Annotated in this window: 20 protein-coding genes; all 20 read right to left on the bottom strand. The window is 50.1% G+C overall.

Features of this window, described 5'->3' with window-relative positions; translation table 11 throughout:
- On the bottom strand, positions 1–1,179 hold the full coding sequence (locus GEOB_RS07340; RefSeq protein WP_012646563.1) for a CgeB family protein: 1,179 nt from the start codon (positions 1,177–1,179) through the stop codon (positions 1–3).
- Positions 1,179–1,952 (bottom strand): DUF268 domain-containing protein, encoded by a 774-nt coding sequence (locus GEOB_RS07335; RefSeq protein WP_012646562.1) that lies wholly within the window; start codon positions 1,950–1,952, stop codon positions 1,179–1,181. The genes GEOB_RS07340 and GEOB_RS07335 overlap by 1 nt, the downstream gene beginning before the upstream one ends.
- A gap of 102 nt (positions 1,953–2,054) precedes the next feature.
- Entirely contained in the window at positions 2,055–3,044 is a 990-nt protein-coding gene (locus GEOB_RS19265; protein WP_012646561.1) for a glycosyltransferase family 10 domain-containing protein, read from the bottom strand.
- Between the two features lie 3 nt (positions 3,045–3,047).
- Entirely contained in the window at positions 3,048–4,412 is a 1,365-nt protein-coding gene (locus GEOB_RS07325; protein WP_154650467.1) for an oligosaccharide flippase family protein, read from the bottom strand.
- 143 nt (positions 4,413–4,555) lie between these two features.
- A complete protein-coding gene (locus tag GEOB_RS07320; RefSeq protein ID WP_012646559.1) occupies positions 4,556–5,293 on the bottom strand; it encodes an FkbM family methyltransferase in 738 nt (245 codons plus the stop codon).
- 51 nt (positions 5,294–5,344) lie between these two features.
- Positions 5,345–5,956: a winged helix-turn-helix transcriptional regulator gene (locus GEOB_RS07315; protein WP_012646558.1), complete on the bottom strand. Its 612-nt coding sequence runs from the start codon at positions 5,954–5,956 to the stop codon at positions 5,345–5,347.
- Between the two features lie 84 nt (positions 5,957–6,040).
- Positions 6,041–6,409 carry a DUF2304 domain-containing protein gene (locus tag GEOB_RS07310; RefSeq protein ID WP_012646557.1) on the bottom strand — a complete coding sequence of 123 codons (369 nt, stop codon included), beginning with the start codon at positions 6,407–6,409 and terminating at the stop codon, positions 6,041–6,043.
- Between the two features lie 3 nt (positions 6,410–6,412).
- Entirely contained in the window at positions 6,413–7,126 is a 714-nt protein-coding gene (locus GEOB_RS07305; RefSeq protein ID WP_012646556.1) for a glycosyltransferase family 2 protein, read from the bottom strand.
- Between the two features lie 101 nt (positions 7,127–7,227).
- The gene (locus GEOB_RS07300; protein WP_230199030.1) at positions 7,228–9,057 is read right to left on the bottom strand and encodes a tetratricopeptide repeat protein; all 1,830 of its coding nucleotides are present in this window, start codon (positions 9,055–9,057) and stop codon (positions 7,228–7,230) included.
- A gap of 187 nt (positions 9,058–9,244) precedes the next feature.
- Positions 9,245–10,057 (bottom strand): glycosyltransferase family 2 protein, encoded by an 813-nt coding sequence (locus tag GEOB_RS07295; RefSeq protein WP_012646554.1) that lies wholly within the window; start codon positions 10,055–10,057, stop codon positions 9,245–9,247.
- Entirely contained in the window at positions 10,054–10,767 is a 714-nt protein-coding gene (locus tag GEOB_RS07290; RefSeq protein ID WP_012646553.1) for a glycosyltransferase family 2 protein, read from the bottom strand. The genes GEOB_RS07295 and GEOB_RS07290 overlap by 4 nt, the downstream gene beginning before the upstream one ends.
- Complete coding sequence (locus GEOB_RS19260) at positions 10,767–11,633, bottom strand: glycosyltransferase (RefSeq protein WP_012646552.1); 867 nt, start codon at positions 11,631–11,633, stop codon at positions 10,767–10,769. Before GEOB_RS19260 ends, GEOB_RS07290 begins: the two co-directional genes overlap by 1 nt.
- Complete coding sequence (locus tag GEOB_RS07280) at positions 11,614–12,735, bottom strand: glycosyltransferase (protein WP_012646551.1); 1,122 nt, start codon at positions 12,733–12,735, stop codon at positions 11,614–11,616. Before GEOB_RS07280 ends, GEOB_RS19260 begins: the two co-directional genes overlap by 20 nt.
- Before the next feature lie 19 nt (positions 12,736–12,754).
- A complete protein-coding gene (locus tag GEOB_RS07275) occupies positions 12,755–14,047 on the bottom strand; it encodes a glycosyltransferase (protein WP_049764338.1) in 1,293 nt (430 codons plus the stop codon).
- A gap of 14 nt (positions 14,048–14,061) precedes the next feature.
- Entirely contained in the window at positions 14,062–15,093 is a 1,032-nt protein-coding gene (locus GEOB_RS07270; RefSeq protein ID WP_012646549.1) for a glycosyltransferase family 4 protein, read from the bottom strand.
- On the bottom strand, positions 15,086–16,051 hold the full coding sequence (locus tag GEOB_RS07265) for a hypothetical protein (RefSeq protein ID WP_154650466.1): 966 nt from the start codon (positions 16,049–16,051) through the stop codon (positions 15,086–15,088). The genes GEOB_RS07270 and GEOB_RS07265 overlap by 8 nt, the downstream gene beginning before the upstream one ends.
- A gap of 99 nt (positions 16,052–16,150) precedes the next feature.
- Complete coding sequence (wecB, locus tag GEOB_RS07260; RefSeq protein ID WP_012646547.1) at positions 16,151–17,284, bottom strand: non-hydrolyzing UDP-N-acetylglucosamine 2-epimerase; 1,134 nt, start codon at positions 17,282–17,284, stop codon at positions 16,151–16,153.
- A complete protein-coding gene (locus GEOB_RS07255) occupies positions 17,277–18,287 on the bottom strand; it encodes a polysaccharide biosynthesis protein (protein ID WP_012646546.1) in 1,011 nt (336 codons plus the stop codon). The genes wecB and GEOB_RS07255 overlap by 8 nt, the downstream gene beginning before the upstream one ends.
- Before the next feature lie 24 nt (positions 18,288–18,311).
- Positions 18,312–19,196 (bottom strand): dTDP-4-dehydrorhamnose reductase family protein, encoded by an 885-nt coding sequence (locus GEOB_RS07250; RefSeq protein ID WP_012646545.1) that lies wholly within the window; start codon positions 19,194–19,196, stop codon positions 18,312–18,314.
- On the bottom strand, positions 19,193–20,155 hold the full coding sequence (locus GEOB_RS07245; RefSeq protein WP_012646544.1) for a glycosyltransferase: 963 nt from the start codon (positions 20,153–20,155) through the stop codon (positions 19,193–19,195). Before GEOB_RS07245 ends, GEOB_RS07250 begins: the two co-directional genes overlap by 4 nt.
- Between the last annotated feature and the right edge of the window lie 29 nt (positions 20,156–20,184).

The following is a 20,184-nucleotide window of genomic DNA, read 5'->3' as shown; positions in this document are numbered from 1 at the left end:
TCAGACCTGAGTGCCGATTGTCGGCAGATTCAGCTGCTGGAAAGCATTACTCAACCGTTTCTGCCAGGTATGGTCGCGCAGGCATCGTTCGTATCCAGCTTTGCGAATCGCTTCACGCTCACTGTCGTGGGACAGATAATACCTGATTTTTTCTGCCAAGTCTTCCGGCCCCGTATAGCAAACAATTTCTTTACCAATAGTGAAAAATTCCTCCAGTTCCTCCATGTACTCAACCATGTAGAAGCCGCCACTCATTGGAACCTCGAAGTCGCGCAACCGTACTTGTACAATTCGTTCGCCGCTTTGATGGGTATCGCCACAGGCAGAAAAACCGATGTTTATCTTGGAGCGACTGTACATCTTGATCATCTCCAGATCCGAAAGAGGTTCTCCCAGTATTTTTTCCGGCAGAACCACCTCAGACTGAAGATGTAGGGCACGTAACAGGTTGCGACGAAGGACGCTACGCCCCTCCTGGGAGAAAAGTTTTCCGGTTGCGCGGGAAATCCTGGTGTAAATACCGGAAGATGCTTTAGTCTCGCCACTGGCAGAACTCTTCCAGCCATATCCCCATACTCGCACATCCAATCCCTGATCAAAAAGATATCGAATGTAAGCGGGGCGTTCACCATATGCCTGGCCGACAAAGGTAACGTCAAACTCCTGTGGCAGATCGTAAGGCTTGTAGATGTTCGGGTTGGCCGCCTCCTGGCAGTAAAGGGGATTGGCTCCCATGCTGCGATAGTCCTTCAGGCGGAACTTTTCCGGGACGAGGCATGAGTCATAGCGGGGAGAAATTTCCCGCACCCTGTGCAATTGGTGAGCGCCATTGCAATACCAGTTGACTGTCTTTATTCCTGTTTCCTTTATCTTGTCAATTGTCTCAGGGAGTACACAGGCATCATAGAAGTAACTGAAAAAGAGATCCACTGGCTTTTCTGCGTGTGCAGCCTTTATCTGGCGCAGCAGTTCAGCACTTACTTTCGGTCTGTTCCTGTTGATAAAGGCCCGTTGCCAGGGATCATCAAGGTCAAGATTTTCAAAGGTTTCCCTCAGATCGTAGCGAAACTCTACCACGTCATGGCCCAGATCGACCAGAGACAGGTAGAGGTTGTTCCTCCACAGGTTGGACTGGAAAAAGCTATTGAGCGTGTTATCAGCCGCGTAAAAAATGCGCATCAGGGTTCCCTTTTGAACCAAAAGCAACCACACCCATATCGTTGCTCTGCGACCTGCTCCGGCAACGCATTAAAAATCAGCCCGGTCGCCGGGTCATCGGAGATGAGGGTAAATTCCTGCAATGACAGAGGGGAAAAATACCCTGTTATCTGTTCATAGGAATAAATCCTGTGGGCATTGAACAAGATGCGGGGATTCCCCACCGGCACAACGATTAAAAGATCCCCTCCTGGAGCAAGAACGCGCTTAAGCTCTGCGATTGCCTTCAGATCCCCTTCGGGATCAAGGGAGTCACCGTAGCGACCAAGGCCGACATGCTCGATCACGTGCATGCAGGAAAGTGAGAGTACTGTGTCTTTGCCGAAAGGCAAGGCCAACAAATCGGCCGATTCAGAAGTCAGATTGCTGAGATGCAGATCCGCCGGGCGATAGTCATAGAACCGTACCGGGAGAAAAGCGGAAACCAAAGAGCAAAAATGGAGCGATGACGATATGTCCACATGGAACTCTGGCCTTGTCCGGGCCAGTATGCGTGCAGCCCAGGCTGGATGGAAAATATAGTGACGATCAAAACCGGTAGTGGCGGTCCGGTCATCAAGACAAGGATAGCGGTCATTCCATCGCAGAGTGAAGCGTTCGCCATTCTTCACCTGTCTGCGGAAAGAAAAAAAGTCACGGATAAAACGGACATAGCCGGTGAGAAATTTGTATAACCCGTACATCCACCGCAGGAGGTTCATCTTTGCCAATTTTGCTTTTAACGGTATGGCCATGCTAGCTATTCACCTTCACTCCATGCTTCGTTCATGAGCAGCAACAACACTAAACAGCGTCAATGGGGGGTGCCATGGTCCCAGTGGGCCGGTAGACTCCTGTCACAGATTCAGGATATTCCTTATTTTGTTCACCTTCCTCCGAAGGTAGGAGTTCGGCTCAGGCTGGAGATTAACAGTGGATTTCTGTTTGATCCCTTGTTCCATATATTGTTTCCTGCACAGTTCAGCCACCATCGGAAACAGATTGTACTTGTTCAGGACGAGGTCCCTGCACGACTGGATGGCATTAATGCTCTGTTCATAGCGACCATGCTCTATCTGCTTTTCAATGATGGCTATGGAGCTGTCCATGTTGTCCGGATCGATACGGGTAAACGCATCGATGGGAAAATAATCTTCAATATTGGGACAGCCATAGTAAAAAGGGTACGCTCCGGCAAGATATGCATCGGACAATTTTTCCGTCCAGTAATCCTCATAAGAACAGTTCTCAATGGCCAGGTAGTATTTGTAGGGGGCAATGCCATCCCATTTGTCAGCGATTTCCCTGATTCCAACGCCATAGATATCCAACTGATCCCCGAAGTGGGATTTGAGTCTTTCGACAAATGCCAATCTCTTCCTGTGCCCCGAGGTAAATGTCTTTCTGGCCAGTATGACCGCCAAAAGCCGTTCCTTTTTGTATTCGCCCAGATTTGACAGCTCATCGTAATCCTTGCTGAAACTTTCCCATCTTTTGCTCTCCCGACTATAATTTCCCCCGACCATCCACGGCAAAGCCTGCTGGCTATGAATAACATGGGAGTGCTTGAGCTTCCGATGGCAGGTCACCACCGTCGAAAACTGATCGACGAACCTTTGGCTGTACCGCTTTACCGGAGGCGGCTCAGCCGTTATCAATATGAGGTTCTCCGGAGGACAGACGGTTTTCTCAGGCTCCAGGAGGCCTTCACAGACCACCCAGAAATCACATTCATCAACCTCCTGGTTTAGTATGAACTGGCACTCTCCCCAAATGCCCCTGGCCAGTGGCGTTTGTCTCAAAAGGGGCCATTCGGGAGAAGCAGTTGTCAGCTTAATCCTGAGCATTAATCAGAACGCCTTTCCTGCCCTTAGCGATACCGTATCTTCTTGTGCCTTCTGTGCCTGGGCCAGCAGAGGCCGGCAGATCAAGTACTGCGTCAACAAGAAATACAGACCGGATACGGCAAGGATAGCAAGAGACGAGAGCATCGTTCTCGGCTGGTTGTAAAAAAGTATCGCCAGGAGAAAGGGTAATGACACAAGCAGGGATTTCACTACGTTTCTGATCCCAAGTTTTATCCTCATAAGTTTTTTCATTTGGGCATACATGACAATCGTCGTGATGAGGCCGCTTGCCACCAGAATCAAAGGCACCGTCTGCTGGAAATATTGATGGGTTGCTGCGACATAAACACCGCCGACAGCAATCACCCCTCCCGTCAAATATGCCTTGACGAGGTATCGTGTCTGCATTTCCGACTGGGCAACCAAACCGAAAACATTTGTCGATACCCGAAACAGCTCCATCCAGGCACCGAAAATCACAAATTGAAAAGCCGTGCTGAATTTCTCGTGTGCCAGCAGATTCACCAGGAAAGGCGCGAGACAAGACACCAGCACGGTCATGGAGAGATAGACCGGCAATGTCAGCTGAACCATCCTGTTGAAGGCCTGTGTTCGACGCTCTTGGTCATAGGTGCTTATTTCACTATAGAACAGCGGCAGATACAACTGCTGAACAAGCGATTCAAATGCTGCAGCAATGCTGGAAGCAACCCCTATCCCCAGACCGAGTAGCCCCAGGAACTCGGCACCTGCAGTCTTTTCGATAACGATCCGATAAGACTGGTTCTGCAGCCACATAAAAAAGGTGGTGATCCCTAAAGGAAACACAAAACTCAGCACATGGACGAGATTCTCCCGCTTAATGACCTGTCCCATTTCTGACCGGTCTACCGTACCTCCAACGACCTTGCGCAGATGATAGAGTGCGATAAGGGCAAAGAGCGCTTGGGCAATCAACTGACCGCTTAACCAAGAGACTGCAGTTGCAGCCCAGAAATTAACCAGCAGAACAGCCATCCCAAGCCCGGATATCAGGGTCAGAAGGGTGAATACCACGAAGCTCAGCCGGTGGTTGAGAAGGTTCAACGTCGGAATGATGGTCTGGTTCCAGGCGGTAAAGTAAATACTCAACATCAGGAAAAGCATCAGTACCGGCAGGGAAATCGAACCTCCCACATGCCCAATGCGATGAACCAAAAAAACGATGATGCTGGAAAGAATCGCCAGTAACAGAAGGAAGAAATTGAATATGGCAAATCGATTCAGGACGAGTTTTTTCTCTGCCCAGCGGTGCATCTTGCGGTTAAGATACATCCCGACCGGGTTGATCAGAGCCAAGCCGAAGAACCCGAACAATGAGTTGATCAAGTAAATATTCCCCACTTCGTGAACTGAGAGCACAGAAGTGAAAACTCGCACGGAAACAAGGGTAATGACCATCTGGAGCACCCTGCCGCAGGTGATGACGATGGTGTCCCTATTCATCTACATGTTTTCCCTTTGCCCACACCTCAAAAACGCCTGAAGACGCAATCCACTTGCGCCAACTTCCACTTGGCATCCCCGTTGACATGTTCCACATCATAGAATTGCGACGGGGCAAAACCGTACTCATGCATCAGTTGGAACAGTCTGACAAACTCACCCGACTCCCGTGGATTGCGCACAAATGAAATTTCCACAATGACCGTATCCACCATTGTGGAAAAGGTTTTCGCCCCTCCTCTCAATATCTGCTGCTCAACACCCTCAACATCTATCTTCACCAGATCGATGTGCCGAAGGCCCTGCTGTTCGACAAAATCGTCCAGACGGACCAAGGATATCTCCTCCGTCCGAACTTTTGCAATATGGGGGTTGGCCCTGTGGTATTCTTCGCTAATATCAAGCATGGAGTTGGCTCCGTGGAAGGAAGTGATATTGAGCGCCGCTTTTTTTGTCTCGTCAAAAAATCCATGTTTGAAGGTGTGCGAACGGTCGCTGTATCCAGCCTCGGCTATTTTGCGCACCAAAAGGTCATATGTTTCTGAGCAAGGCTCGAATGAATAGACAGAGGCCTTCGGGAAGTAGTAAAGCATCTGTAGGGAAACATCTCCCACGTTGGCGCCGATGTCAAAGATGGTTGACATATCCCGGTTCATTCCTCGCAGTACCGGCCCGATACCCGGCCTGTCCGGCCGTGCCAAGTCCAGCAAACTTTTCCTGACACCGTAGGGAATCATTTCTTTAAACTGTTGCAGCAGGCTCACTTCCGTACCTCCCTTTCCCCGTCAGCTATGGCAAAACGACATAATCATATTTTAGCTTTCTAAATTTCCCGTCACAAGAATCAGTTCCGGATCGACACCAAGTCTCAAAAGGTCTTCCCGCAGAGCCTCTCTGCGTTTCAGTGAGGTGATGACGATGCGGTGATTGCCCGACAGCAGCCCCATAGCCAGTGTAGTCACCGTTTTGTCAAAAAAGGTTTTTCCAGCTGCTTCATCATCCATGACCGTTGCAAGCTCAAGTCCTGTCTCCTTCAGCGAAAGGTATGCAATTTCCGCCACCTCATCGACGCCGCAAAATGCCACATTTTGGACCCCCTGGCCATGGAGCGACCTGAAAAGGACCAGGTAGTCCTGGCGGGCTATGGTGTACAGGCTGGAAAAATAACCCAGATGCTGATAGGCAAGACGACTTTTTTCGGCAATCCCCTGTGGGGTAAGGAGGTAGGCGTAACGATTTCGGGGGAAATTTTTCACCCTGACGAAACCCTTGCTGACCAGGTTTTTCAGGTATGAATTGACGAGCCCCAGGGCAATGCCCAGTCGACTGGACAGTTCTCTTTGGGAGATGGGTTCCTCTGTTGCTATTTCGGCCATCAACCGCAGGGCACGATAACTGTCCAGGGTCTTGTCATCATGATCGTTCATGCAGTGAACACTACAGGAAACGGAAAAGATTAGCAATTGAAAATTCAATATCTACCGCCATGGGCAAGCCACGGCGGCCAACCATCAATCTCGTTCATTCCCCCGTTCTTTTTTGAGCTTTTCAAACTCATGACGCATCAGGGCATTATCCTGAACAAGGTCTTTCAACTGATCGGAAAGTTTTGATATTTTTATGGAAAATTGCACTGCCAGAAGAATGAGGAAAATGATCGATCCCAGGAAAAGGGTGGAGGTGGGGAGTCCGGCACCTATGAGGTGGGTAAGCGCCACGAGCCAGTCGTACTTTATGACCAGAATAAACATGGAGACGCTTGTGATGAGCCAAAGCAGGGAATATTCCTCCCTCAGCCGCTTCTTTCGCACCATATCTATGGTCAGGACAAAAACCAGAAGACTGACAATGATGGCAAAAATCTGCTGTTTTAACGGCATGTTCTACCTCCGGTACAGTTGCCGGTTCCGCAATAGGGTAACGAAAATGGACAGACACATTTTGAACATGTAGTAAAGGGGCTTGAAGCCGTTATGCATGGTTTTCCCCGAGGTGTTGGCATACATGCGCACGGGAATTTCCCTGATGCGGAAGCCCGACAAGTTGAGGGTAATGAGCATGTCGGCATCGGGATAGTCGCACGGGAAGACGTCGGTGGTGAAGAATCGCATCACTTCCCGGTTGAAGGCCTGGTATCCGGAGGTGGGGTCTGTTATGGAACGGCCGATGAGATTGGAAACGAGCTTGCGGAAGAAAAGTATCCCCAGTCGGCGGGAAAACGACGGGCGATAGCTCTCGACCCCCATGAAACGGGAGCCGAGGACAAAGTCGGTATCTCCGGAGACAACAGGAGCGAGAAGGTGCGGGATGAAGGCCGGATCATGCTGGCCATCCCCATCTATCTGCACCAGGTAATCGTATCCGTTTGCATAGGCAAATTTATAGGCGGTCTGGATCGTCACCCCATAACCCATATTGAATGAATGGGAGATTACGATGGCCCCGGCATCCTTGGCCTCTCTGGCGGTACGATCCCGGGAGCCGTCATTGACCACCAGTATATCCAGATCAGGGACCGCTCGGCGCACCTTCTCAATGACGCCTGCAATGACGCCACCTTCGTTATATGCCGGTATTACAACAATCGTTTTTGCCATTCCAGTCCTAACTTCTGTTCGAAGTTCGAAGTTCGAGGTTCGAGGTTATCTTCACCAATCACCAATCACTATTCACCATTCACCGATTTACTCTTCACCAATCACCAATCACCAATCACCGCTTCCCGCAGCTTTGCCGCCAGTTCCGGATCGAGGGATCTCAACATTCGATACTGATCTGCAGCCTGCCCTTTGTCTTTTATGGCAAGAAAGGCCAGTCCCAGATTGTAATAGGCCTGAGCCAGGCGCGGGTTCATGGAGATCGCTTTCTGGAAGTTCTCGATGGATTCATTGACCTGTCCCATGGAATCGTAGGCCAGGCCGAGATTGTTGTAAGCCAGGGCAAACCACTCGCTCTGATAGGTCGAGGTGATGCCGGCACTCATATCGAACAGTTCATAAGTGGGACTGAAGCGCCCGGTATAGCTGCCAAGCTGCGTGAGTGCCATTCCGACGTTGTTCCAGGCATCGGGAGAACCGGGAGAAATGGTTATGGAGGTAATGAGGGCCGGGATGGCCTTTTTCGGCAGACGATGCTTGAGATAGGCGTAGCCCAGGTTGTTCCATGGCCTGGAAAGGTTCGGCGATTTGGCGGCTACATCCTCCCAGAGGGTTATCTCATCGGCCCAGACCCGGTTGCGATTGAAGGTAAGCAGCGCCAGCACACAGGACAGCAGCAATATGGATACCAGCAGGCCGTCGGCAACCCTGGGCCTTCCCAGGGAAAGCTTTTCGGCACCCAGGACGACCAGGGTGGCGACGGCGATGAAGAAGCCCACCGACGGTAGATAGACGCGATGCTCGAAGATGACATCCACAATGGGAATGAAACTGGACTCAACCGACAGGGTAATGAAAAACCAGAAAATGCCGAAGGCGATGAGGCGGTGATTGGTTATTGGTGATTGGTGATTGGTGATTGGTGAATGCGCTTGGCCAACTTCGAACTTCGAACCTCGAACCTCGAACTTCGAACGATAAAGGAAATAGACGCCAAGCCCAAATATCGCCAGTAGCAGCAGGAAAGAGAGAATCACCCCCGCCTCGAAAAAGGAATGGGAAACGGGGTAGTCGTACTCCAGGTTCTGCCCGGCCGGGAAAAAAAGCAGCCTCAAATAGGTCACTACCACCTTGAACTGGGTGTACAGGTAATCCAGCCGCGACATGTCCGTCTGAACTTTTGTTGCAGCCTCTATCCTGCTCAAAAGCTGTCCGCCGGATGCACCGATAATGCTGAGGGGAATGATGATCAGGGTGAGGAGAAAGGCGCCGGCTGCCAGTAAACGTTTGACGATGCTTCCCCTGAAAAAAAGGAATTCGTAGAGGATGATTGTAAATGGAAGGGTTATGGCAATTTCCTTGGTTCCCATTGCCAGTGCCGCCAGCACGATTGAGAGTGCCCAAAACACGGCAGCCTTCAAACGGTTGCCGTTTGTCGAGTCACCCCGCTGGCTGCGGGCGAATATGTAAAAGACCAGTGATAATAGGTAAAAGGTTGTGGCCAGAGAGGTGAAGCGCTGGACAATATAGGTTACAGCCTGGGTCTGCAACGGATGGCTGACGAAAAGGAGAGCGGCCAAAAAAGCGATCCCCCTGCCCCGCCACTCACTGCTTTCCCCTGATGTGGACCTCCGGATAGTCAGGATCACCAGCAGATAGACCAGCAAAGCATTGGCAAGATGGACGGCAAGGTTGAAATAATGATAGCCGCGGACGGAAAAGCCGTCTCCCGTGAGCTCGGCGGCAATCTTGTAATTCAGGGCAAAGCTGAAATTTCCCACCCCCCTGTTCCCTCGTATCGCCAGGGGATCTGTCACTGATTCCGCGCTCCTGACAGTGGGATTGCCGAGAATCGCCGGTACGTCGTCGAAATTGAACTGGGCGTCGAAGGTATTGGCGTAGGCAAAAAAACCCACGAGCATCAGTATCATGCCGTGAACAACAGCTGCGTGTCGTATCCTTCCAAAAAAGAAAGCGGGTATTTTACCGTTCAGCCAAGATGCACTCATCTGTCGCGTCCCTGTGCCCTTTGTTGTTCATCGTATGTAGCCATCAATAGCACGATTACGGGCTAATGTATAGGTGCATTAATGTGTTCCAAACCATTGCTAAGAGGTGTCAAGGCTTCAAAAAGTAATACAGAATCCTCGTGCGCCAACTGCATAACAGATGTACCGCCAGTGCAATTTTTCCCCTGATCTTGTATTCGGAGGCATGGGATCGGGCAGTGGCATAAGCGGCCAGGAGCTGCTCGTAGGCTCTCACGCTCCCCTTAGCCTCTCCGTGTATTCTGAAATCCGCCAGGATCTCATGCACTACCCGAGGCGAAACTATGCGGGCAAAGCGGAACCAGAGGTCGTAGTCCATGTCCAGTTCCTTCTCAAGATTCAATTCTCCAGCCTGCAGCCACAGCGATCTGGTCCAGAAGGTGGACATCTGGGGGATGAAGTTCTCGGTCAGCAGCTTGAATGGCGTAAAATGGCGCCCGCGCCAGTTTTTGTATTTGACAATGAGACTTGAAGCCGGACGCCCGTCGCCATCGATCATGCCGGCTCGACCATATATCCAGAGCGGCTCATCCCCGGCAAAACATGACGCCACCTTGGCCAGTGCCCCCGGGCGCAGCCGGTCATCGGAATTTAGCCATGCCAGGATGCGTCCCCGCGCCATGCCCATGCCGCGATTGATGGCATCGGACTGCCCCCTGTCGGGAGCGAAGTGCAAAATCAGCCGCTCGCCGAACTCTCCCTTCAATGATTGCAGAAGTTCCCTGGAACCGTCCGTGGAGCCGGGGTCCATGACCAGCAGTTCAACATCCACCGGCTGTTCAAGCACCGAACGCACTGCCTCCTCAAGAAATGCAACCTGCTGAAAGCAAGGCATGACGATGGAAATCTGTGGTTGAAACGGCGTCGCCTCTGGCTTGATCATAGTCTATGCTTCCTGGACAAAAGGTAGTAAAGCAAAAACATTCGGCGCTTGATCTGGGTAACCGGCATGAAGCGGATCTTGAAATCTGTGAGACTTGCTCCGTGCTTCCGGTAAAGAATGGTTTTCTCCTCCACGAACTCCGTCTCTCCGGCCAGTTCGCACAATTGCCCGAGCCACATGTCATGCATGGGAACCCGGCGGGGAAAAGGCAGGGCTATTTCCAGCAGTTCCCTTGAAAAGGCCAGGCAACATCCCAGGTAACGGTTGTTGAAGATATTTTTCCAGAAGCCTTTCCCGGCATTCAGCCGCGCGAAGATGGAGTCACTGATGATAGCCTCGTTCTCATCGATGACATAACCGTCCAGGGCGATCAGGTAGTAACGACGGGGCTTTGCCGCAAACTTCTTTCTGATCACCGCCACTTTGTTGTCAAGCCAGACATCGTCCTGGTCAGCAAGGACGATCACATCCCCGCCGGCATGCTTCAGGGCATTCTCGAAATTAAAGATGGGGCTATAGAAGGTGTTATTTGGGAAAAGGCGAATGCGCCCATCGCCAAAACCCTTGATAATGCCAACTGTTCCATCAGTTGAAGAATCATCGGAAACTATCAGTTCATCATCTGTGGTTAACTGGGAGAGTATGGACTCCAGCTGTCGGCGGATGAACCTCTCGCCATTATGGGTCGCCATGCAGACGGAAATGCGCATTAATCGTCCTTCTTCCTATTCAACCTCTTTTTGCTCATCTCAAGCAAGCTTTTAACAAAACAAAAGGAGCGAAACTGAACCGTCAGGCGAATACAGCGCTTCAGCACAACCAGACTGTAAAGCACACCATCGGTAAAACTCTCGACAGAATTTGCTGCTCCTTCCCGGAACAACTCAAACCGCCTCAGGGCATCAGGGCGGCTCACCGTTCCCGTTCCGGAGAAACCGTGGCGGCACTGAATGGGCAGAACGCAAAAGGTTTCATAATGCCTGCGCAACCTGTTATTGAAAGCAAAATCGGCAAAATCCAGCCTGATCCGCTCATTAAAACCGCCGCAGCGTCCAAAAACATCGACCCTGACCAGCATGCCGCTATTGAGCACCGCCTTGCCCTGCAGCATCTGAATCCCTGTTCTGACCGTTTTTGGATGAAAGCCGGTCCGCATTAGATAGCGGCAGGGGGAGCAGATTACTTCACCGGCTTTCAGCACCGGAGCGAAGAGGGTAACCTGAGGGCATTTTTCTATCCCTTGGCAGTAAACGGCAAGGGCATCCTCCGGAAACACGGTATCCTGGTCCAGCAGCAAAAGCCACTTCTTGCCCAGCTGCCGGGCAAGGCGGTAGCCCTCGTTATAGGCCTTGCTAATGCCGGGGTTCCCAGAGTCATGCACATATTGAATGCGCCAAGCCGGGTAATCATGATGGGCCGGTTCCATTGGTTCGGGGCTGTTGTCATAGACCAGTAGTTCGAGGCAGCCGCCCAGCTTTTCCAAAGAGTGTGACAGGGAAGAAAAAGTCTCGGTGTCAGCCAGCTTGCGGCGATAAATAACTTCCACCGCCATTATGTCATTCAGGCACTCTTTCACCAGCCCCCTCAATATTCAATACGATCTTCTTAACACGCTCTTCCCAGGTATTAGACCTGGCAAAGGCGACGCAATCGGATTGTTTTTTTTTTGCCCCCAGTTCTCCCCTGATCAGGCGATCCACCAGGGAGAGAAACTCGTCCATATCCCGGTAGAGGTGTACATAATCGCCGAATCTCTCGCTTTCCGGGTAGCGGACGGCGATGGCGGGCTTGCCGCTGTAAACATATTCGTAGAGTTTCACCGGGTCCACACCAAAAACCAGTTCATTGACCGTGAAGGGCATGATCAGGGCATCTGCTTTATCCATCACCGTATAAATCTGCCGATGGACTACTGGTCCCAAGTGGAGGATGCGCTCATGGGCCGGCAAGCTTATCTCGCAAGGCCCGATCAGCAGGATCACTACCTCCCGATGCCGCTCGACGGTCTTGACGAGGAGCTCCACATCCAGCCATGAGGCTACGGTTCCTATGTAGACAAGCTTCATATTTGGGCTGGCCAGTGCAGCATCGACAGCAGGTGGCAGTACCTGGCAGGCACCTTCATCCTCCAGGTGAATGCCGTTGTTGACCACGTTGATCTCTTTATTGGGGCCATAGCGCTCCATGAGCGTTTTTTTAAGGCTCTCGGAGGAGGCGAAAATGGTGTCGCTCCGCTCAAGAAGGCTCCCTTCGGCAGCCAGCATGCGGCGGCTCCAGGACGGATTGCGCCGGGCCAGGTCAAAGGCCAGGTGGTTGTCCATACAGTCGTACACCACCTGAGCACCCGCAGGGATTATCTGCGCAACCGCCTCATACATCTCAGGATGGCTGATCCAGACGACGTCGTAACCACCGATTTTTCCCTTGAGGTATAGTCTGAGGATCCAGGCGTTTATTGCCGCAACCGGCACGAGCCTGTTGAAGGGAAGGATAACCAGCGGGGTGAGGGAAAGCCCCGGCAATGATGCATTTTTAACCAATTTCCCCTCGAAAGGGACCCGGTAAAAACGGTAAACAACATCAACAGAATAATGGCCGGTCAGCCCTTCAGCGATAAAATGGGGTCTCTGCTTGATCCAGCCCCAGGGTAGATGCATGAGGTAGAGAATTTTTTTCATTAAATAGCCCGCTTACTGGTCAATTGCGCCATGGGCGTTCGAGATTTTTTCTGATGAGGTCGGCGATGACTCCTGCCTTGGCGTCCCAGGTATTTTCAAGGGCTTCCATTTGCAGGAGCTGTTTATAGACTGCATCTTCACGCAGCGTCAGCGCATGATCTATTTTGGCAATGAAGTCATCATGGTCTTCCCCCACCAACACCGAGCGATACTTTCGGCACTCGGGCATCCCGGTGGTGACAATGGGGTGCCCCATGGCCATGTACTCGAAAAGCTTGATGGGAGAGGTTGACTCGGTAATGTCATTGAGCAGGAAAGGGATGGTTGCCACATCGAACCAGCAGGTGTACTCGGGTAGCCGCTGATAAGGCACGGGGCCAGTAAAGATCAAGTTCGGCAGAGAGTGAAGCCGGTGCCTTTCCAACGTGCCATCATAGTCAAAGCCAATGAGCACCACCGTATAATCGGGCCGTTCCCTGGCAATGCGTCTTACCAGCTCATAGTCGAACCAACTGGCCAGAGCGCCCATATAGCCGATCAATGGCCTGCCGGCAGCAATGGCCGGTCGCAAAGCTTCCGGAATCGCCTCGGCATTACGGGGCACGGCAAAATGAGCATAGTCCACCCCGTTAGTCACAAGGGCGCAATTCCGGGAACGGCAGGAGACAACCTCCCGGTACAGGAGGTCCGCCGTGGCCACCACGATACAGCGCTCATCCTCAAGCAGCAGCCGGTGCTTCTCATAGGTGTAACTGGGGATGCGAAAACCGGCAAGCTTGTCGTTCAGTTCATCCACATACTCATAGATAATCAAACTTACCTGTGCGAGCTCCCGCCGTATATCTCCCGGCGTGGTCTGATAATCAGTCGAATAAAGATGCAGGACCTTGCGCCCCGGCAACCTCTGCAACAGTGACAATCTGTTGGTAAGATAGAGGTTAGGGACAAGCTGTTCAAAACCTTGGACATCATCGTAAAGGCAATTATCGGTACAGTAGAAATAGAGGAGCCCCTGACCGGCCAGGGCCTTGGCCAACTGCTGAGGTCGCTGGAACAGGGGGATGTGCCAGTTGATTACAGGAGGGTAGACGATGACGGGCTGATTACGGTGCAGTTCCAGAATCGCGGACAGGTCCTGCCGGTCCTTTGGCCGTACCACTGCCAGGCGCAGCACATGCAGTTTGCGCTTTATGGCTTTCCAGGTGGCAGCACCCCCTTGGCCGGAAAGAAGCGTAATGAATACGTACAGGTAGCGTAAAGGCGTAACCCGGTTAAGGCGTTCACGGAGACGGCACACCATCTGTTCAAACATTCCACGTCTGCACATCATTTTGCATGCACATCCTTCAGCAGCTGCCAGTCTTCAATGAACCTTTTCACGGAGAACTGCCCTTTGCACTTTTCGATTTCCGGTAACAGTGCAGCATAGTTATCAACAATATGTTTCAGTTTTCCTGCGCCTGTAGGCACATTGCCCAGGGGGTACAAAAAATTCATGTTTCCTTCCACAAGATCTACATGGGCATGAGTCCCCGACAACAGGACAGGCAAACCATTTACCATTGCTTCAGCTGCGGATAAACCGAACGATTCAGCTACCGATGAAGACATAAATATGCCCCCATGTTTTTTTATTAGTGAGTATAGCCGGTTCACTTTATCAAATCCGACAGGAGGCAAAACGACGGCCCGATCCGTAAGATTCCGTTGCTGCAACTCCTGAGGGAGATTGATAGTTTCGGCACTCATCCCCACAAGCACCAGCATCATGTCATCACCATAATGGCTGCGATAATAGGCGAAAACATCAAGGAGCTCGCAGATGTTTTTATGTTCATCCATTCTGCCCAAGTACAAAAGGGGGCGCTTCACCCAGATTCTGCCTCCATGGTAAGAAGTCGTGTCCTCCGGAACATAATTCCTCACAACAACAATCTTGTTTTTCAGTTCTGGCCGCTCCTGCGCCAGGGTGGTCTTCATACCAGAAGAAGGTACAACTATGACTCTGACTTCGGCAGGCAATTCCATCAGATATTTCCTGCTGTTTAGATAGGTAGTATGGCATTCAAAAAGTAGCTTGCTCTTTGAAATATTAAATTTCAATATCTGGGGAGTATCGATCGAAATTATAAAGTCATATTGATTCTCATCAATTCTGTTAACTATCTGTATGTTATCTGACAACTCATGAAGCGCGAAATAATTATTTAATTTATCAATAGCACCAAGATCTTTAAAAAAATAAAGAAAAATTTTTACCGGTACTTGATGGTCTCTAAATGCCTCAGCTCTGCTGATAAGCACTCTCTCAACTCCGCCCAATGTGGCGAATCTGTAAACATAGAGCAGCTTAAGCATAAATGCCTTTTATGACGGATTCGTTTGTTACCACGGTGAGCAATCGGTTAAATTCCTGCCCCAATAAAACCTGACACTGTTCAGCATTATGGGAGTCATTGCCTAAATAGAAGATGTCGCTTCGCAGGTGGGAGAATGTGTCTTTCAGTTTTAGTGACATGACACTAACCACGTCCGCATAAAGCACTGCCTGCTCCTCCACCTCCCGTTCGTACCAGTCAGCATCTCCTGTATCGTGCAGTGCACTCCAATCGGCTATAACACAGTAGACGACAGAAAATCCTGCCAGGCGAAAAGCTGGTAGACACTCAATCAGATTTTTTGCAGGAATGGTAACAAAAAGGATGGCTTGACTAGGATTGCGCGGTTGCAAACAGCCCGCCCTGCTCAGCAATTCATGAAAGGGAACTTTAATGACATTAGGGTGGGAAGCGGACCTATCAATAATGACAGGGGAAGGCACAGCTTTCAGCGTTGCTGTACTGGAGTTGCATCGTTTGATTGCTGAGGTCGCATGAATTACCAGATAACCCTGGTCGGCAAGAAACTTGACTAAACTTTGCGCCACTTGACCAGTCGGATCACCCTCTGCAAAAGCAGCAGGCATGATGGCAACGTTGCTGTCGCAGGCATTAGCCGCTTCAACCCAATCCTGCCGTGGGGCCTTCACTATTCTAGACACGGCCCTTTGTAGCGATTCCGCAAAAGTTTTAAAATTGAAATCCCTTTTCTTAACTGCGTCGAGAAAGCCCCTTATCGGTGCAGTGAATCGCCAGGTAGTGGACGAGGCAATATTTTCGTACATGGAGGTCATTAGTTTGAGATGGTATCTACATTCGGCCAATTCCAATTCACGCTTTGCCAGAAGCATTGCCGGATCACCCCCTTCGTTGCAAAGGGTATTATCGGCAGATAATTTTTCTGTTTCAGCCAATTGGCTTTTATCGATGTGGTCCAAATTGGATTACCGTATTCATCGGAAATTTGTACGTTGAGGTGTTGAGCGAGCAGTAACGCAGCAGATCGGCGCGCAATAGTTTTTAAGCAGCCATTATGCTTAGGCGTGATTTTTAAACCAGACCGTCCTGTTGACGTACTCGGTGTAACTCATGATTATCCGCAGAACTTTTCTGGAAACATTCTCAGTATCATAGTCGGGGAGGACCTTAAAAGGTCGTTTAACACCTGCATAGTGAGCAGCGGCAACATCAATGGAGGCAAGGACATTTTCCGCTTTCAGACCGCTCATTATCAAGGTCGTTTCATCCATCCCTTCCGGTCGCTCATGGGCTTGGCGGATGGTTATCGCCGGGAATCCTAGGATAGACGATTCTTCGGTAATGGTACCACTGTCTGAGATGACGCAGAAGGCGTTTTTCTGGAGGTTTACATAATCCAGGAAACCGAGAGGTTTCAGGAAACGTATTCTCGGATCGTGCCCTGATATGTCCAAGGCTTCAAGCCGCTTCCTGGTCCTAGGGTGGGTGGAAACAATGACCGGCATCGAGTAACGGCCGGCAATCGAATTCAGTGATTCCAGAAGATCGGTAAAGTTTTCTTCACTGTCCACATTCTCTTCTCGGTGGGCACTAACCACCACATATGCCGAAGGACTCAATTCCAGTTGGGACAAAATGTTCGAGGCATCAATTTTTGATTGATAGTAAGTTAAAACTTCCTGCATCGGTGACCCTGTTTTTATAACGGTTTCAGGACGTACTCCTTCGGCTAATAGATACCGCCGCGCATGCTCGGAGAACACGAGATTAATATCACTGGTGTGGTCGACGATTTTGCGGTTGATCTCCTCCGGCACGCGCTGATCAAAGCAGCGATTCCCTGCCTCCATATGAAAAATAGGTATTTTCCGCCTTTTTGCCGCAATAACTGCAAGGCTGGAGTTGGTATCTCCCAAAACCAGCATGGCCTCAGGTTTTTCTCTGACCAACAGCTCGTCAAACTTTGAAATTATGTTGCCGATGGTTTGTGCGGTAGTCTCTGCAGCAGCATCGAGAAAAAAATCGGGTCTGCGCACCTCCAACTGCTGAAAGAATATTTCATTCAGTTCATAGTCGTAGTTTTGCCCGGTATGCACCAGTATGTGATCCAAGTGTCTATCCAGTTCGGCAATGACACGTGAGAGCTTGACAATCTCCGGCCTGGTCCCCACCAGGGTGAGTACTTTAAGCATGGAGTTCTCCTTTGATGTAGTCAAGCTTCAGCATGAGCTCTTTTACCTCTTGGACATCGAGCCGTCGAGTATTGTGGGAGGTGTAGTCCTCCTTTTGGGAGATACTGACTTCGCCTTCAACGAAATATTTGTTGTAATTGAGATCCCTGGAATCGGCCGGTATCCTGTAAAATCCACCCAAATCAACCGCTCGCGCCATTTCTTCCCGATTTACCAAGGACTCGTAAAGTTTTTCACCATGTCGAGTGCCGATGATCTTGATCTCGTTATCGGCATTGAAGATTTCTTTGAGGGCGACAGCAAGATCCATGATCGTGGATGCAGGAGCTTTCTGAATGAAAATATCTCCAGAAACAGCATGCATGTAAGCATAGAGCACCAGATCGACAGAATCCTCCAAAGACATGAGGAATCGGGTCATGCTGGGATCGGTTATTGTCAGCGGCTTCCCTTCTTTGATCTGTTTGACAAACAGGGGAATCACCGAACCACGGGAAGCCATGACGTTGCCATAACGGGTGGCGCAGAAAACTGTGCCGGTGACGTCCGTTGACCGGGATTTCGCCACCATGAGCTTTTCCATCATAGCCTTGGAAAGTCCCATGGCATTGATGGGATACACAGCCTTATCGGTACTCAGTACGACCAGTTTGCGCACTTTGTTGGCAATTGCTGCATTCAGAACGTTTTCGGCACCGAGTATGTTTGTTCGCACCGCTTCCATGGGATAGAATTCGCATGAAGGTACCTGCTTCAACGCTGCAGCATGAAATACAAAATCGACGCCTTTCATGGCAGAGTCGATACTGTCCAGGTTCCTCACATCGCCGATGTAGAATTTAACCTTGGCACTGTTAAGGGCAATACGCATATCTTCCTGCTTTTTCTCATCTCTGCTGAAGATACGAATCTCGCCGATGTCCGTGTTCAGGAACCTTTGGAGGACCGCATTTCCAAAAGATCCTGTACCGCCCGTAATCAAGAGGACTTTGTTCTTAAACATCTTCGAACTCCTTTTTACCGATCTTTAACCGCCAATGCCGGCGTGACGAGCCCAGTCCATCCACATGGCAGCTACCATTTCAGACCAGGAAGGGGGTGTATAGCCGGTAATATTCCTGAACCGGCTCGAATCAAGTGAGCGATCGCAGTGAAAATCATGAAATGGTCTGATTTGAATGTCCTTATTGTACTGCTTTGCCACCAGCTGCAACAATTCGTATTTTGAGATAGGTTCGGATGAGACCTGGTAAAGCCCATTCAACTGTGGATTGGGGATGACATAGTCAGCAATGATCCGCGCCATTTCCACCGTCGGAAAGCCGGTGTAAATGGCTTCAGTATAGCCGTTTACTTCCCCCTCCTGGGCCAAAAACCAGTCGATGAGGCTGTAGCAGCCTTTCAGTTCGTGGCCGATGATGGAAGTGCGCAGGGTCACGCAGTGTGGATAATCCACCTCACCGAGAAACTTGGTCCTGCCGTAAAGGTCTGTTGCATCGGCCACGTCGCTTTCAGTGTAGTTTCCCTTGCTGCCGGAAAAGACGCAGTCGGTACTGATATGTATGAGCCTGCTGCCGGCGGCTTTGCAAGCCTGGGCAAGCCGATGGGGAAACAACGAATTGATGGTAATGGCGGTTATGGGATCTTTGGCTGAAGGCAATTGTTTTATGATGCCGATACAGTTAATGACCACGTCAGGCTTTACCTGGGCCAATGTTTTCAAAACAGAATCCGGATTATCGGCATCCAGATTACCGACAATCTTTTCTAGCAATTTTGTCGTTATCCCCTCAACAGAGCCCTGACAGCGGACTGTAGCGGTGACTTCCAGGTCCTTTCGTGCGGCTAATTGCTCAAGTAGCGTATGACCGAGCATGCCGGTGGCACCGAGAATCAAAACTGATTGTTTCACGCCCTCCCCTTTCTTTTCAAGATGCTGAGTATAACTTTGGCCAATTGAGTCAGTCTCGATACATGGAACATCAGCCAGCTTGCGATCAAAGGTTTGTAATATTCGCCGTACATTTGCATGTAAAGTCTCATGTTGCGCTGTTTGATCGACTTTAAAACATGATTGGCCGTTTGCTTCAGCTTTCTTTCCCTCAGGTCAATGACCAGGTCCACAATCTTCTTTATTGGCAATTTTTCGAAATCGTCATAGAAGGTATTAACCGCTCGCAGATACAACTGCTCCGCCTCTTTGAGATGGACGGCATACAAGGAATGGGTCCCCTGCTCATTATGAAAGCGCGATTGAATAAGAATTTCTGGCAAATGGGTAAAAGCAAATCCTTTTTGCAACAATCTGAACCACAGGTCATAATCTTGTGTCGTTCTCAGAGATTCTTTGAAATAACCAACCTCAGTAAAGCATTTTCTTGGTATCAGCAATGAACAACCATGGATAGAAGAAATAAACAACTGCAAGAGGAAAGCGAGTTTGCAGTCGTAAATTTCAGATGTCTCCAATCTGACTGTACGGAGGACATTGTTCTTTGCATCTATTGTTTCATAGTTAGAGTAAGAAATAACATCTGAACCGCCAATTGATGCAATGGTGGAGATTTGCCTCTCTATTTTGTGGGGCAGATAAAGATCATCATGGCTCAACCAGGAGATGTAGTCACCGGCAGCCAGGTTGATACCAGTGTTGAGTGCTGTGGCTACCCCACCGTTTGGCTTACAATGATACCTGATCTTATCACCATAAGATCTGGCTATTTCCTCAGTCAGGCCACCATCGTTAGAGCCGTCATTTATCACCAATATTTCAATATATTTGTAGGTTTGGTTCAGGGCACTATCAATTGCTTGTTTTAGATAGTTTGAGCCATTGTAGACAGGTATTATGATCGAAACTAAAGGAGTCATTTAATAGTGCCTAATTTTGATCAGAGTTA

Source organism: Geotalea daltonii FRC-32 (assembly GCF_000022265.1).
GTDB classification, from domain to species: Bacteria; Desulfobacterota; Desulfuromonadia; order Geobacterales; family Geobacteraceae; genus Geotalea; species Geotalea daltonii.
This window is presented reverse-complemented; position numbering and strand designations above follow the sequence as displayed.